This is a genomic window from Sinomonas notoginsengisoli (genome assembly GCF_021554725.1).
In the GTDB taxonomy this organism is placed as follows: Bacteria; Actinomycetota; Actinomycetes; order Actinomycetales; family Micrococcaceae; genus Sinomonas; species Sinomonas notoginsengisoli.
Map to the genome: position 1 here is coordinate 57,590 of NZ_JAIZDP010000004.1, position 14,685 is coordinate 72,274.

At 69.1% G+C, this 14,685-nt stretch carries 11 protein-coding genes and 2 tRNA genes; 7 read left to right on the forward strand and 6 right to left on the reverse strand.

Annotated features, from left to right (window positions below):
* The first annotated feature begins 1 nt into the window (after position 1).
* Together LF262_RS09080 and LF262_RS09085 are read left to right on the forward strand one after the other, a co-directional pair.
* Positions 2-1,789, forward strand: coding sequence for a thiamine pyrophosphate-requiring protein (locus tag LF262_RS09080; protein ID WP_235779985.1), 1,788 nt, complete (start codon positions 2-4; stop codon positions 1,787-1,789).
* On the forward strand, positions 1,786-2,889 hold the full coding sequence (locus LF262_RS09085) for an enolase C-terminal domain-like protein (RefSeq protein ID WP_235779986.1): 1,104 nt from the start codon (positions 1,786-1,788) through the stop codon (positions 2,887-2,889). Before LF262_RS09080 ends, LF262_RS09085 begins: the two co-directional genes overlap by 4 nt.
* Before the next feature lie 114 nt (positions 2,890-3,003).
* Here LF262_RS09085 and LF262_RS09090 read toward each other — a convergent pair whose 3' ends face one another.
* The 4 genes from LF262_RS09090 to LF262_RS09105 form a co-directional block, all read right to left on the reverse strand.
* Positions 3,004-3,858 (reverse strand): aldo/keto reductase, encoded by an 855-nt coding sequence (locus LF262_RS09090; RefSeq protein WP_235779987.1) that lies wholly within the window; start codon positions 3,856-3,858, stop codon positions 3,004-3,006.
* Positions 3,859-3,960: 102 nt separating this feature from the next.
* A complete protein-coding gene (locus LF262_RS09095) occupies positions 3,961-4,401 on the reverse strand; it encodes a hypothetical protein (RefSeq protein WP_235779988.1) in 441 nt (146 codons plus the stop codon).
* 7 nt (positions 4,402-4,408) lie between these two features.
* On the reverse strand, positions 4,409-5,098 hold the full coding sequence (locus LF262_RS09100) for a proteasome activator (RefSeq protein ID WP_235779989.1): 690 nt from the start codon (positions 5,096-5,098) through the stop codon (positions 4,409-4,411).
* A 78-nt stretch (positions 5,099-5,176) separates the two neighbouring features.
* Positions 5,177-6,160 (reverse strand): NAD(P)H-quinone oxidoreductase, encoded by a 984-nt coding sequence (locus LF262_RS09105; protein WP_235779990.1) that lies wholly within the window; start codon positions 6,158-6,160, stop codon positions 5,177-5,179.
* A 74-nt stretch (positions 6,161-6,234) separates the two neighbouring features.
* On the opposite strand from LF262_RS09105, the gene LF262_RS09110 reads away from it, so the two are divergent.
* Positions 6,235-6,322: transfer RNA gene (locus LF262_RS09110), tRNA-Ser, on the forward strand.
* Positions 6,323-6,472: 150 nt separating this feature from the next.
* Positions 6,473-7,273: a VOC family protein gene (locus LF262_RS09115; RefSeq protein ID WP_235779991.1), complete on the forward strand. Its 801-nt coding sequence runs from the start codon at positions 6,473-6,475 to the stop codon at positions 7,271-7,273.
* Positions 7,274-7,440: 167 nt separating this feature from the next.
* On the opposite strand, the gene LF262_RS09120 is transcribed toward LF262_RS09115, so the two are convergent.
* Entirely contained in the window at positions 7,441-9,435 is a 1,995-nt protein-coding gene (locus LF262_RS09120) for an FAD/NAD(P)-binding protein (protein WP_235779992.1), read from the reverse strand.
* A 38-nt stretch (positions 9,436-9,473) separates the two neighbouring features.
* Between LF262_RS09120 and LF262_RS09125 the strand changes: the two genes are divergently transcribed.
* The 3 genes from LF262_RS09125 to LF262_RS09135 all read left to right on the forward strand — a co-directional run bounded on the left by LF262_RS09125 (position 9,474) and on the right by LF262_RS09135 (position 13,547).
* The gene (locus LF262_RS09125) at positions 9,474-11,642 is read left to right on the forward strand and encodes a prolyl oligopeptidase family serine peptidase (protein ID WP_235779993.1); all 2,169 of its coding nucleotides are present in this window, start codon (positions 9,474-9,476) and stop codon (positions 11,640-11,642) included.
* A gap of 127 nt (positions 11,643-11,769) precedes the next feature.
* Complete coding sequence (locus tag LF262_RS09130) at positions 11,770-13,326, forward strand: HNH endonuclease signature motif containing protein (protein ID WP_235779994.1); 1,557 nt, start codon at positions 11,770-11,772, stop codon at positions 13,324-13,326.
* A 132-nt stretch (positions 13,327-13,458) separates the two neighbouring features.
* Positions 13,459-13,547 (forward strand) — tRNA-Ser (locus LF262_RS09135).
* A gap of 71 nt (positions 13,548-13,618) precedes the next feature.
* Here the strand turns inward: LF262_RS09135 and LF262_RS09140 are convergent.
* Entirely contained in the window at positions 13,619-14,212 is a 594-nt protein-coding gene (locus LF262_RS09140; protein WP_235779995.1) for a hypothetical protein, read from the reverse strand.
* Positions 14,213-14,685 lie beyond the last annotated feature (473 nt).

Consider the following 14,685-nt stretch of genomic DNA (forward strand, 5'->3'; position numbering starts at 1 on the left):
CATGGCTCAGAATGTCGCGGAGTACCTCCTCGAGCGGCTCAAGGCGTGGGATGTCTCCACGGTCTTCGGCTACCCGGGCGACGGCATCAACGGAATCGTCACCGCCCTCGGCAAGGGGGACGGGCCCCGGTTCGTCCAGGCAAGGCACGAGGAGATGGCCGCCTTCGAAGCCGTGGGCTACGCCAAATTCACAGGACGGGTCGGCATCTGCATGGCCACGTCCGGCCCCGGCGCCATCCACCTCCTCAATGGCCTCTACGACGCCAAGCTCGACCATGTGCCCGTGGTGGCCATTGTGGGGCAGGCGGCCCGGAGCTCGATCGGCGGCTCCTACCAGCAGGAAGTGGACCTGCCCACGCTGTTCAAAGACGTCGCCTCGGACTACGTCCAGCTCGTCACCGTCCCCGAGCAGCTGCCGAACGTCATTGACCGCGCCATCAAAGTGGCCGCCGCGCGCCAGGCCCCTACGGCGGTGATCATCCCCTCCGACGTCCAGGACCTCGAGTACTCGGCACCAACGCACGAGATGAAGATGGTTCCCTCGAGCCTGGGCATCGAGTGGCCGGATATCCGGCCGGACATGGCGGCGGTCCGGCGTGCGGCCGAGGTGCTCAACAAGGGCGAGAAGGTCGCGATCCTCATCGGCCACGGAGCGCGCAATGCCGCCGCGGAAGTGCAGGAGGTCGCCGATCTTCTGGGCGCCGGCGTAGCCAAGGCACTGCTCGGTAAGGACTCCCTGCCGGACACCCTGCCCTTCGTCACCGGCTCGATCGGCCTGCTCGGCACGAGGCCGAGCTTCGAGATGATGCGCGACTGCGACACGGTCCTGACGGTCGGCTCGAACTTCCCCTATGTGCAGTTCATGCCCGAGCCGGGCCAGGCACGTGGGGTGCAGATCGATATCGATCCCACCATGATCGGCCTGCGCTTCCCGTATGAGGTCAATCTGGTGGCCGATGCGGGTGAGGCCCTGCGGGCGCTCATCCCCCTGCTCGTGCGCAAGGAAGACCGCAGTTGGCGCGAGCACATCGAGGACAAGGTCTCCCGGTGGTGGGAGACGATGCGCAGCGAGGCGATGGTCGAGGCGGACCCGGTCAATCCGCTCAGGGTCTTCTCCGAATGCTCGGACCGGCTGCCCGCGAGCGCCATGGTCACCTCCGATTCCGGGACCGCCGCGAACTGGTATGCGCGCCAGCTGAGATTCGCGGCCGGCGTTCGCGGGAGCCTCTCCGGGAACCTCGCGACCATGGGCGCCGCGGTCCCGTACGCCATCGGCGCCAAGTTCGGGCACCCGGACCGTCCCGCCATCGCCTTCGAGGGCGACGGTGCCATGCAGATGAACGGGCTCGCGGAGCTCATCACCGTTTCCCGGTACTGGCAGCAGTGGGAGGACCCCCGGCTCGTCGTCGTGGTGCTCCACAACAACGACCTCAACCAGGTCACATGGGAGCTGCGCGCCTTCAGCGGCTCCCCAACCGTGCCCATGACCCAGGAGTTGCCGGACGTCAGCTACGCGGATTTCGCCGCGAGCTTGGGCCTCGGTGCGATCTCCGTGGACAACCCAGAGGATCTCGGCTCGGCATGGGATGCCGCGCTCACGGCCACACGGCCCACGGTGCTCGACGTCCGGACCGATCCAAATGTGCCGCCCATCCCACCGCACGCAACGCTCAAGGAGGCCATGAACATGGCCAAGAGCGTGGTCCGCGGCGACGACAACGCCTGGGGCTTCATCAAGGAGGGCATCAAGACGAAAGTCCAGGAGATCCTGCCGGGGCACCATCAATGACCGGGACGCCCATCGCCTCGGTGGCGGCCGATGCGTACCGGATCCCCACCGACGCTCCGGAGGCCGATGGGACCTTCGCCTGGGATTCGACGACGATCGTGGTCGTCCAGGTCACCACCGGCGAGGCCACGGGCGTCGGCTATACGTACGGCCCCGCGGCGCTCGTGGGATTCATCACTGAACTGCTCGAGCCCGCGGTGCGCGGCATGGACGCCCTCGCCGTGCCCGCCTGTGCCGAAGCCATGGCGCGTGCCCTGCGGAACGCCGGGCAGTCCGGGGCCGGTGCATACGCGGCGTCGGCCGTGGACTGCGCCCTGTGGGACCTCGCCGCCCGACTGAACGGCATGCCCCTGCACACACTCCTCGGCGCCGCCCGCGCTGAGGTTCCCGTCTACGGAAGCGGTGGCTTCACGAGCTACTCGGACGAGCAGCTCACGGACCAGCTGACGGGCTGGACCCGTGAGGAGCGGATTCCTCGGGTGAAGATCAAGATTGGCGAGGACCGTGGGCAGGAGGAGGCCCGCGACATCGAACGCATGCTGCTCGCCCGGGATGCGATCGGCACCGACGCCGAGCTTTTCGTCGACGCGAACGGCGCCTATACCCCTAAGCAGGCGATGAGGGTGGCCCGCGCCGCGGGCGAGGCGGGCATCTCCTGGTTCGAGGAGCCGGTCTCGAGCGAGGACCTTTCCGGACTCAGGCAGGTGCGCGAGTCCGTCGGCGTGGACGTCGCCGCAGGCGAGTACCTCACCCGGCTCGCGGACGCGGAGCGGATGTGCGCCTCCCGTGCAGTCAACTGCCTGCAGGCGGACGTGACGCGCTGCGGCGGGATCACCATCTGGCTGCGCATCGCCGCCGTCGCGCAAGCGCACGGGCTGGGCTTCTCAGGCCACTGCGCGCCCGCCATCTCCGCAGCGCCTGCTGCGGCCGCCCCGGGCCTGCGGCATCTTGAGTGGTTCCACGACCACGTGCGGGTCGAGGAGATGCTCTTCGATGGAACCCTTGATCCCACCGGCGGCATGATCGCTCCGGACCCAGACATTCCGGGGAACGGGCTGGTCTTCCGCTCCGCCGACGCCGAGCAGTACCGGGTGGTATGACCAACGAGGGCGGCTTGGGACCGTCGTTCGTGAGACTGTCCCGGCCAGACCCACGACGCCGGTGGCCCGCCCACGGCGGGCGAGTCACCGGCGTCGTGCGCACCACGGTGCGGATCAGGCGAAGTCTGAGACCGCCGGGTCCGGTCCGATGCGGCCCGCCCCACCCTTGTCCAGGGCGCTGATGGCCGCGATCTCCTCCGCGTCCAGCTCGAGGGCGAGCGCCGTCCAGTTCTGCGCGAGGCGTTCCGGGTTGACGGACTTGGGGATCACGACGTTGCCGATGGCCAAGTGCCAGCCGAGCACCACGTTCGGGATGCTCACACCGTGGGCGTTCGCGATGCGGCCGAGCACCGGGTCCGCCAGGAGGTCCTTGCCTTGGCCGAGCGGCGACCACGCCTCATGCAGGATGCCCTTGGACTCCTCATACGCCCGCAGCTCGTCCTGCTGGAAGTACGGGTGTGTCTCGACCTGGTTGATCACCGGCAGGACGCCGGTCTCGCGCTCGACCTCGCCCAGCGCCTCGATCGTGAAGTTGGAGACCCCGATCGAGCGGACGCGACCGGACTCCTTGAGCTTGGCCAGCTCCTCCCACGTTTGGAGGTACAGGCCGCGCTTCGGCTGGAGCCAGTGGATAAGGTACAGGTCCACGTAGTCAAGGCCGAGGTTCTCCAGGGACGCCTCGAACGCGTCAGCCGTCGTCTCGCGGCCCTGATCCGCGTTCCAGAGCTTGGTGGTGATGAAGAGGTCCTCGCGCTCCAGATCGGAGGAGGCGATTGCGCGCCCCACGCCCTTCTCGTTGCGGTACGCGGCCGCCGTGTCGATGTGGCGGTAGCCCACACGGAACGCCTCGCCGACAACGTGCTCGGCGACCGCGTCCTCCACCTGCCACACCCCGTAGCCGAGCTGCGGGATGGTGTGGCCGTCGTGGAAGGTGAGCACAGGGGAAGTCAGTGTCTGCCCAGAAGTCATGCGGTCCATCCTGCCACCGGAAGCGGCGCAGACCACGGGTTCTGCACGAATTCCCAGCAGACTTCGCCCAGCGCGAACTCTGGAATATCTACGGGCCCGGCGTCAGCGGTGCATGAGCTCCTCGGCCTCTTGGACATGCTCGGACACGGTCGCGGCCCGGCGCTGCACCGACAACGCGCCCACGGGGACCGGGCCGACGGCTAGGCGCGCCATCGCGGCGGCCTCGGCCGTGGTGGCCAGGGCGTTGCCGGCACGGGACAGCGCGCGGTGCACCGCGGCGAACTCGCCCGGGATGTCGAGCCCCTCGCTGGGCGCGCGCTTCTGCGCCTCCATGCAGACCGCCCGCACACGCGGCAGGAGCTTGGCCAGGCCGTTGCCGATCACGAGCAGCTCACTGTAGAGCACGTCGTCGTCGATGCCCTCGAGGATCTGGTGGTACCGGTCGAGTCCGCGGCGGAAGCGGTCGTGCGCGCGTCGCCACAGGCCCTTGCCGAGTTCGGCGTCATCGCGCCGGTTCGCGAGTGCGGACTTGATGAACCCCATCGGGCGTTTAGAGGTACTGGCCCGGGCCGTGCTCCGGGCGATTCGGGTCGCCGGGGCGTTGGCCGGCGCCCTGAGCTGCCCGCTGCGGCTCGCCGTTCTCGCCGATGACCACGCCGGGGGCGATCATCGTCCCGGGCGGGAGCTGGCGAAGCTGCACCTGGGCGGCCGCGAGCTGGTGGGCGGCCTGCTGCGCCGCGATGGCCGTCTGGATGCCGTGGAACAGGCCCTCGAGCCAGCCGACGAGCTGTGCTTGGGCCACGCGGAGCTCGGGCTCCGAGGGGACCGACTCGTCGGAGAACGGCAGGGAGATGCGGTGCAGCTCGTCAACAAGCTCGGGTGCGAGACCGTCCTCGAGCTCGGCGATGGAGCGCTCGTGGATCTCGGCGAGGCGCTCGCGTGCTGCCTCGTCCAGCGGGGCGCCCTTCACCTCCTCGAGAAGCTGGCGGATCATCGTTCCGATCCGCATCACCTTGGCGGGCTGGTCCACGAGCTCCTGAAGGTTGGCCCGCTTGGCGGGCTGCTGGGCGGACGACGCCGCGTGGTCGGCGTCCGCACTCGGGGCGCCGTCGCGCGGGGCCTGGCCGGCGAACCCGTGGCCAGGAGCATGGTGCGCGGCGCCGTCAATGGGGGTTCCCTCAACCGGTTCCTCGGCGCGGTTGCCCGCTCCTGGCATGTGCTCGCTCCCCGCTGCAGTCATGTCGCCATACTCTCACGGGCGCCGGACAACCTCGACTGGGACGGGGCGCAAGGCCGGCCGCGCGCCGTCGTGCGCCGGTCAGATGGTGAGAAGGATCTTGCCCACGTGCTCGCCCGAGTCGAAGTACTCGTGTGCGGCCACGACGTTGGCGAGGGGGAAGGTCTTGTCGACGAGCGGCTTGATGCGACCGTCTGCGACGAGGGGCCAGACGTGCTCCTTGACGGCCGCCATGATCGCCCCCTTCTCCTCCACGGGGCGGGGACGGAGCGACGTCGCAATGACGGCGGCGCGCTTGTTCATGAGCATGCCGAGGTTGAGCTCGGCCTTCGCCCCGCCCTGGAGGCCGATGATGACGAGCCGGCCGTAGGTCGCGAGCGCCTCGACATTCCGCTCGAGGTACTTCGCACCCACCACATCGAGGATCACGTCCGCGCCGTGGCCGTCAGTCGCCTCGCGGAGTGCCTCGACGAAGTCCTGCTCCTTGTAGTTGATGGCAATGTCCACGCCCAGGAACGCGCGCGCCGCCGAGACTTTCTCCTCCGTGCCGGCCGTCGCCGCGACCCGAACCCCGTAGGCCCTGGCCATCTGGACCGCCATGGTCCCGATGCCGCCCGTGGCGCCGTGGACGAGAAGGAGTTCACCCGGCTGCAGCTGGGCCGTCATGAAGAGGTTGGAGTACACGGTGGCGGCCGTCTCGGCGAGGGCGGCTGCGGTCACCACGTCCACGCCCTGGGGGATGCGCACCACCTGTTCGGCCCGCACGGCGACCTTTTCGGCGTAACCGCCTCCTGCCAGGAGTGCCATGACCTTGTCCCCAACGGAGAAAGGCCGGGTCACGTCGGGCCCGAAGGCAGCGATGCGCCCTGAGACCTCGAGTCCGGGGATCTCGGACGCTCCGGGCGGCGGCGGGTAGAAGCCGCGGCGCTGCTGGACATCGGCCCGGTTGATGCCCGCGGCCACAACGTCGATGAGCACCTCCCCCGGACCGGGCACGGGAGCGTCGACCTCGCGGACCTGCAGGACCTCCGGCCCCCCTGGCTCAGTGATGAAAACGGCCTTCATACTTGTGCTGCTCCTCCCCCGCTGGGGCGTCGGTTTCACGAGGTCACTGCACTGTGAAACACTACTAGGCACAAGGAAGGTTGTCCGAGCGGCCGATGGAGCTGGTCTTGAAAACCAGTGTGCGGTAACCCCGTACCAAGGGTTCAAATCCCTTACCTTCCGCTGGAACAGGAACGGCGCCCCGCATCTGGGGCGCCGTTCCTGCGTAACGGGACCCTCGGCGTCGAGACCCCCTTGAAAAGTGTCGGAACCCCCACATAGCGTCGATCACGTTCGGCTAGACACCCTGACAGACCGACACGAGGAGCTTCCATGCCCACTCCCGATCTCACCCCTGGCGCACCCTGCTGGGTTGATCTGTTGACAACCGACCTCGAGAAGGCGAAGGAGTTCTACTCCGAGCTCTTCGGCTGGACCTACGAGACCGGCGACCAGGAGATGTACGGCGGCTACACGACGGCGTTCCGCGACGGGAGGATGGTGGCCGGCCTCATGGGCAAGATGGAGGAGCAGGCCGCCGCTCCGGATGCGTGGACCGTCTATTTCAAGACTGACGACATCAACGCGACGGCCAGCGCGGTCTCCGCCGCGGGCGGTCAGGTCTACATGCCTCCCATGGAGGTCCCCGAGCAGGGCCACATGGCCGTCTTCGGCGACTCTGACGGGGCGGCCTTCGGCTCGTGGCAGGCTGCTGAGCACACCGGATTCCTCGCTGTCGCCGAACCCGGCACCCCGGCATGGTTCGAGTTGCACGCGCGGGACTATGACAGCGCGGTCGCCTTCTACGCGAAGGCACTCGGCTGGGACCTCGCGGTCATGGGCGACACCACTGACTTCCGCTACTCGACGTACGGTGAGGGGCCGGAGTCCAAGGCCGGGATCTTCGACGCCGCCAATGACCTCCCCGACGGGGTGCCCCCGCACTGGCTGGTGTACTGGGCGGTCGAGGACGCGGACCAGACGGTCGAGAAGGCAACAGCGCTCGGTGCGGAGGTGGTCCTGCCCGCAGTCGACACGCCGTTCGGACGCATGGCGCAGCTCGCGGACCCGTGGGGAGCGCCATTCCGCATCACGCAGGACCTCGGCCAGGGCGGGGAGCAGGCCGGACAGTAGCCGCACACTCGGAGCGGGCCGTGGCGTCCCTGGCCAAGGACTGCGCGACGGTCTGCGGCAAGCGATCCCATCACTGACCGGGCAAGCGTGCAGTGACAGCCGGCGGCTTTCGTGAGGAGGTCGCCGGCCGTCGTCGTCCTCCCGCAAGGTCCGCCCCCCGCTGGGAGTCACCTTCCGGAGGGCATCGCCAGAATGTGCTGGGCGATGGCGTCCGCGTCACGGAGGGTGCGCTGAGCGCTCGGGTACGGGGCGCCCTCGCGCGCCTCGCCGGGCGCGGCGAAGGGGTGTGCCTCGGCGGCGATCGCCGTGCCCCACTGCACGGCGGACAGCTGCAGCCCTAGGACGTAGAGGCCCTCGACAGGTTGGCCGTTGACGTCGAGCGCGCGGTACGGCGGCAGCGTGACGTCCAGCCCCGACGCGGCCTGGGGGACTCCGTCGGCACCGGCGAGGAATCGGGGCCGCACGAGGCCGTCGGCGAGAAGCCCCTCGAGGAGCTGGGACTCCGCGCGTCCCACGATGTTCGCGGGCGCGAGCGCCTCCACGAACCATCGTGCACGCACCTCGGGGCCGCCCACCCAGGGCGAGGCCGCGGTGAACGCCGGGCCTCCCAGACCTAAACGGTCGATCGAGAAGCGCGGCTCGGGCCCCACGGTACTCACGACGCCGGCCCGCACGAGCGCTGCCAGCTGGCGGATCCGCTGGGCGGGCGGACCACTCGCGAGGCCCTCGATGAGGCCCTCGAACCAGCCGCGCAACCCCGAGACCCAGGAGGCCTCGGTGATCCCGCCGTCGGCGACGGCCTCCTTGAGAACCGCCCGGCCGCGGTGAAGGGCGGCGATGGCCATCTTGAGCGGGTTATCCTCGCCTGCCGCGGACCCGGCCGCGTCAGCGTCGAGGTGCTCGAGGACGCGTGCGTCCAGATCAGCACGGTCGTGGGCATGCCAGCCGGCCAGCGGCACGCCGAGCGCGCGGAGGTCCAACCGCCGCGCCGGGACCACGCCGTCGTGCACCACTTGGGACGCGCGGGTCTCCCAGCCAGGCCCCTCCACCTCGAGGGCGTCGTCAAGCCGGGCGAGGAACCCTTCGGACACCGTTCCCGGGTCAACGCGGGCGAGCGTCGTGTAGTACGCCCAGAGGGTGTCGCGGTGCAGGAGGGGCCAGAGGTCCTGGTCGAAGGAGGGCTGGATGCCGGCGCGCCTCGGCGCGAGCGCGGCCTCCCGCGTGAACCAGCGCAGCTGGACCGAGGGCGCATAGTAGGCGCCCAGCTCCGCTTTCCCCCGGTACGGGACCCCACGCCGGGAGGCCGCGACGATGTGGGGCTCACGGCCGGACGGCGTGTACGCGAGGCGGCCACCCGCGCCTTCCGAGAACCGCCCGCCGCGGCCCTCGGTCAGCGCAGCCATCACATCGAAGAAGTTCAGGCCCATCCCGCGGACCAGGATGGTCTGGCCGGCGGGGAGTGCGTCCCACTCGACGTCCGCCGGCGCCGCGGGCGGGAAGTAGTGCAGGCCGAGCCGTGCGGCGGCGTCAGCGAGCGCCTGCTGGTCGCCGCCGAGCCTGGCCGGCACATGGCCCAGCGCGAGCACGACGGCGTCCGCCTCCTGTGCACGAGCGTTGACGCACGTGACGGCGAACCCATGCGGGGTGCGGCCCACGCGCGCGACCTCGGCGGCGACATGCCGCACGCTGACGCCCTGCGGAGCCGCGGCGACGAGGGCCGCCCACGTCTCCTCGAGGTATCGGCCGTACAGAGCGCGCGGCGGGAAGTCGTTGGACTCAAGGCCCTTGAGCTCCGCCTGCTCCTCGGGGCCGAGGGCGCACGTCCCCGCCTCGATGGCCTCGCGCTGGCACGCACGCCACTCGTCGAAGGTGCTGCCGGCGAGCGGGGCCGCGAGTCCGGGCTCGCTCGGGATGAGCGTCGGGTAGAACGATGGCGTGTTCATGAGGAAGAGTCGCGGCTGATCCGTGCGCCACACCCTGCCCGGTCCTGGGCGGAACGGATCGTAGACCGTGACGTCGAGGCGCACGACCTGGTGGGCACGCGGCGAAAGCGCGGCGCTGCGCGTCTGCTGGGCATACACGGCAAAGAGCCGCTCGACTGCGGAAGCGCCGCGCGGGCCGCCGCCCACCACCGCCACGCGCAGAATCCCGCCCCGAACCATAGGGTTGAGCTTAACGCGCAGCGTGGAAGGATGGCTTCATGACTGCTCCGGCGCCAGACCCCACTGCAGACACCGCCACGCTTGCCCATGTCCCTGGCGAGCCGGTGGACGAGAACCTGTGGCTCGAGGACATCCACGGCGCGGACCAGCTCGCGTGGGTACGCGAGCAGAACGCCCGCACCGAGGAACTCCTCGAGACCGGCGACTACCCTGAGCTCGAGGCACGAATCCTCGAGGTCATGGACTCGACCGATCGCATCCCCATGGTCAGCAAGCGTGGGGACTGGTACTACAACTTCTGGCGCGACGCCGAGCACCCCAAGGGCCTGTGGCGCCGAACCCGCTGGGACTCCTATACAACGGAGACACCCGAGTGGGAGGCCGTGCTCGACCTCGATGCCCTCGCCGCGGAGGAGGGCGTCGAGTGGGTGTGGGGCGGCGCGAGCTTCCTCCGGCCAGCCGACGGGGTATCGTGGCGCCACTGCATGGTCCGCCTCTCCCCCGATGGCGGCGACGCGGCCGCCGTGCGGGAGTACGACGTCGAGCAGCGCGCCTTCGTGGCGACGGCGGACGGCGGCTTCTCCCTTCCGCCCGCGAAGGGCGGCGTGGACTGGCTCGATGCGGACACGCTCATTGTCTCCTCAACCCTGGGGAAGGACGCGGTGACCACGTCGTCCTACCCGCGGATCGTGCGGAAGCTCCCGCGCGGCGTCGACCTGGCCGACGCCGAGGTGATCTTCGAGGTCCCGGCTGGGCACATGATGGCCGCTGCTGGGTTCGACGACACCCCCGGGTTCGAGCGCCTCATCGCGAGTGACCGCATCAGCTTCTTCGACGTGACGCATTCGATCTGGTGGGAGGGCGCGTGGGCTCCGATCTCCGTGCCCACCGACGTGGACGTGGACCTGCACCGCGAGTGGATCCTGTTCAGGCCCCAGCGGGACTGGCACCTCGACGGCGACGCGGAAACCGATGGGCAGGTGTTCCCGGGCGGATCACTGCTCGTGGCTGATTTCGAGAAGTTCATGGCCGGCTCGCGGGACGTGACCGTGCTGTTCTCCCCGGACGGCCACACCTCGCTTCAGTCGTGGTCCTGGACCAAGAGCCACCTCATGCTCAACCTCCTGCGCGACGTCTCCTCGGAGATCCGCGTCCTGACCCCGCCGGAGGGGTCGAGTGCCGTCGAAACCCCCTCGCACGACGGCGCGTGGTCGCCCACCGTGCTCGACGCGTGCCCGCCGCTACACCTCGTCGAGAGCTACGCCGTGGACGACGAGGACCCCGGGGCCGGGGATGACTACTGGCTGGTCGCCACCGGTTTCCTGACCCCGACCACCTTGCTGCGCGGCACCCTCGGCGGGCGTCATGCGGAAGTGAAGCGGGCGCCGTCGTTCTTCGACGAGTCCCGGTTCACGGTGGAGCAGCACTTCGTGGTCTCTGCGGACGGGACGAAGGTGCCGTACTTCCAGATCGGGCCCAAGGACCTCGAACTGGACGGTACCGCACCCACACAGCTGTCCGGTTACGGCGGGTTCGAGATCGCGCGAACACCGTCCTACTCAGGCGCCGTGGGACGGGCCTGGCTTGAAAAGGGTGGCGTGTACGTCGTGGCGAACATCCGCGGGGGCGGTGAGTACGGCCCCTCCTGGCACCAAGCGGCGCTCAAGGCCAACCGCCACCGCGCCTACGAGGACTTCGCGGCCGTGGCCCGAGACCTCGTGCGCCGGGATGTGACCTCGCCGGAGAATCTGGGCTGCACGGGCGGGTCCAACGGCGGACTGCTCGTGGGGAACATGCTCGTGAGCTACCCGCAGCTGTTCGGTGCGGTCTCCTGCGGGGTGCCGCTGCTGGACATGCGCCGGTACGCCAAGCTCTCCGCTGGCTATTCGTGGATCGCCGAGTACGGAGATCCGGACAAGCCAGAGGAATGGGAGTACATCCGGACCTTCTCGCCGTACCATCTCCTGCGCGATGGCGTGGACTACCCTGACACGTTCATCTGGACCGCCACCTCCGACGACCGGGTGGGGCCCGTCCAAGCGCGCAAGATGGCCGCTCGCATGGAGGCCATGGGCATCCCCAACGTGTGGTTCCACGAGGCTCTGGAGGGCGGGCATGCCGGGGCGAGCGACAACCGGCAGGCCGCCGCCCTGCAAGCGAGGAGCCAGAGCTTCCTATGGCGGGCGCTCACGGGCACGCTCCGCTGACACCGACTCACGGTTCCCCTCCGAGTCGAAGATGGGCTTCCCTCGCCTGTGTGTCCTAGCCTTCCACGACGCACTCCTGTAGTATCGAATATATATTCGATATCTTAAGCGGGCGGGAGGGGTTGCTGTGAACATTTCCGCGCAGGCCATCGACCTGCCCATGTCTGCGCCGATCGCCTTCACCTCGCGGGATCCGGCTGCACTCCATGGTGCGTTGTGGGTTGATCCGGCCATCCTTGTCACGCCGGGCGGGGCAGCGCGGGCCCTGAGGGCGATCACGGATTTCGAGGCCTACGCGGCCGGAGCCAAGGCGTTCCTCGTGAACCTGATAGGGCAGCAGATTGCCGAGGAGCCGATCCAGGGCCGGGACGGGCAGCCAACCCGGCTCGGCGGGGAACTGGCCCACGCGGCGACCGTATCCGAGATCGCGCTGCTGACCAACACGTCCGAGGCCGCCGCCGCACGGACCGTGAGCTTTTCGAATGGGCTTGTGGACCGGCACCCCGCCGCGCACGAGGCTCTCCTGTCCGGGGACACGACCGAGGCCCACGTCAAGGTGATCCTGGACCAGGCCTCGACCCTGCCGGACGAGGCAGCTGAGGCCTTTGGAGTCGAGGCGCTGTCCCGGCTGTACACGCGCAAGGGCCATCCGCGCACGCCTGGCGAATTGCGCACAGTGATCAAGGCGCTGCGGGAACGGATGCATCCCGAGTCCATCACCCCGCGCAAGGCAAGGGCCTTAGCCGACCGTGACGTGTGGCTCCAGCCTGAGGACGACGGGATGTGCACGCTCACTGCGCTGCTGCCCGCCGAGGTCGGGCACGCGGCATATCGGCGGATCGACGCCATAGCCCAGACTGCCCACCGGGCGGACGGCGAGTACCGGACCAAGCCCCAGCTTCGCGCGGACGCCCTGGCCCAGGCCCTCCTCGGCGGCGAGGCTGCCCTGAACGGCGAGGCTCTCCTGACTGGCGGGAGCGCGGCCGTGGGCGACTCGAAGGGTCCTGAGCCGTCCGAGCCCAAGGCCGCGGAGCCGGTTCCTGTCCCCATTCCCGAGAACCTCACGGACCTGATTCGGGCCGAGATCGTGGTCCACCTTCCCGCTGCCGTGCTGGTGGGTTCCTCGGACGATGTTGCGGAACTCGAAGGGTACGGCGTCATCGACGCCCACACCGCACGGGAACTCGCAGCGGCCGAACCCACATGGCAGCGGATCTGGGACGACGAGGACTCCGTTCCTGTCAAACTCGGCCGCACCGCCTACCGGCCGCCCGAACCGCTCCGAAGGTTCATTCGCTACCGAGACGGCGTCTGCCTCGTGCCCGGCTGTACGTGCGCCGCCCGGCGAGCAGAGGTGGACCACACCATCGAGTGGCAGGACGGCGGCACCACGGACGCCGACAACCTCGCGCTCCTGTGTCCCAAGCACCATGCGCTCAAATCGCTTGCCCTCTGCACGCTCCACCGCGCGGCCGGACCGGACGCCGGCTCCCTGAACGGCGAGCTTGTCTGGACAACGCTCCTGGGCTTCGAACATCCCGCCGAACCCCTCGCCCGCGACCACATCCTCGCACCACGCACCGTCGACCCGCCTCCCTTCCCTTCAAGCCGCGACCCGGCCCCACGCGCCTCCGACCTACCCGCGGCATTCACGCAGCAGGCCAACTGGCCGCCTCCGTTCTAGACGGCTGCCGTGGTGGGCGTTAGCGCGATTCCTCTCGAGCCACACGGCTGCAGATCTCTGATCCTCGGACCACGCAGCCCTTTTGCGTCTCTGCCCTGGGTTTGGGTACGCTTGTCAGGCTGGCGACAGCGAGGAGACGTGCCAGAGCGGCCGAATGGACTTCACTGCTAATGAAGGGTCCGGGGAAACTTGGACCGGGGGTTCAAATCCCCCCGTCTCCGCCGCGTAGACCCCCGGAGCATCCGGGGGTCTTCTCGTTGTAGCTCCGCCCCACGCGTGCTTTTGCGAATGGTCAGTGGCGGGTTTTGAACCAGAACAGGATTCCGCCGGCCACGGCGACACCAATCATGATTCCCCAGGCGAGCGGACCCGGACCTCCCACCGAGGCCTGAACAACCCGGTCATCCCGGCGCGTCACCACGTCGTCGTGCTGCGGCGTCACGGTCTGCGCGGCATGAGCGGTACCCGCAGCCGTCGATCCTGGCTGCTCCGAGGACTTGCCTGCAGGAGCAGGAGCAGCGTGGCTCGGAGATTCCGCGTCCAATGGCTGCAACGACGGCGCCAGCGCCGCAGGCTCCGGCACCGTGGGGCAGGGGTCCGCCGTGAAGGTGTGCGTCCACTGGGACGGTTGGCTCAAGCTGTAGCCGGGCTGCGCGACCGCCTCGACCGTCACGGTGCCAATGGCGGCATTGGGGCCCGGTGCGAGCGTCGATCCGCCCACGAGGTAGTCCACCCCTATGATCCGCGGGACAATGACGGCGTCGCGCTCGGTGCCGCAGAGGTCATTGAACGCCGGCAGATCAGCGGCAACAGAGACGGGGCAGGGGTTCCGCAGGCCCACTGCGGCGGTGCTCGCAAGCGGCAGGCTGCTGGAAGTTTCACTCACGCTCGCCGTGTAGTCATGCCCCGAGGACAGCGAGAGCACGCGATCGGTCGACCCGTTGAAGGTACCGGAAGCCGCGACATTGCCGGACTCGTCGGCGACCCGGTACGAGAGTGTCGCGCTGGAGGCCGTTCGAGCAGACAGGCGCACTCCATCGCAAGCCTCGGGAACTAAGCTCACCTGCACACTGGGGGGCGCCGGGTTCGGAGACGGGGTTTTCGGAGAAGGTCTCGGACCCGGGGCGGGCGAGACAGCGTCCGATGCCTTGGCCGGGGCACCAGTCTGGACAAGTGCAAGGGCGAGCATGACCGAGAAGGCACCGAGGAGGACGGCGAGAGTCGCCAGACGCCGGATGGTGGGCGGGGCCAAACGGGTCACGGGGGCCGTTTCCTTCAGATCACAGTGCAACAGAACCACCCCCACCCTACCGAAACGTGATCATTTCGTAATCATCGCGTGACGTGTGGCGTGTCACA

Coding starts and splice junctions, on each gene's coding strand:
- LF262_RS09105 (WP_235779990.1), bottom strand. CDS start 6,160: ATGAAGGCCGTTTTCATCACTGAGCCAGGGGGGCCGGAGGTCCTGCAG.
- LF262_RS09095 (WP_235779988.1), bottom strand. CDS start 4,401: ATGGGGTTCATCAAGTCCGCACTCGCGAACCGGCGCGATGACGCCGAA.
- LF262_RS09085 (WP_235779986.1), top strand. CDS start 1,786: ATGACCGGGACGCCCATCGCCTCGGTGGCGGCCGATGCGTACCGGATC.
- LF262_RS09120 (WP_235779992.1), bottom strand. CDS start 9,435: ATGGTTCGGGGCGGGATTCTGCGCGTGGCGGTGGTGGGCGGCGGCCCG.
- LF262_RS09100 (WP_235779989.1), bottom strand. CDS start 5,098: ATGACTGCAGCGGGGAGCGAGCACATGCCAGGAGCGGGCAACCGCGCC.
- LF262_RS09125 (WP_235779993.1), top strand. CDS start 9,474: ATGACTGCTCCGGCGCCAGACCCCACTGCAGACACCGCCACGCTTGCC.
- LF262_RS09090 (WP_235779987.1), bottom strand. CDS start 3,858: ATGACTTCTGGGCAGACACTGACTTCCCCTGTGCTCACCTTCCACGAC.
- LF262_RS09115 (WP_235779991.1), top strand. CDS start 6,473: ATGCCCACTCCCGATCTCACCCCTGGCGCACCCTGCTGGGTTGATCTG.
- LF262_RS09080 (WP_235779985.1), top strand. CDS start 2: ATGGCTCAGAATGTCGCGGAGTACCTCCTCGAGCGGCTCAAGGCGTGG.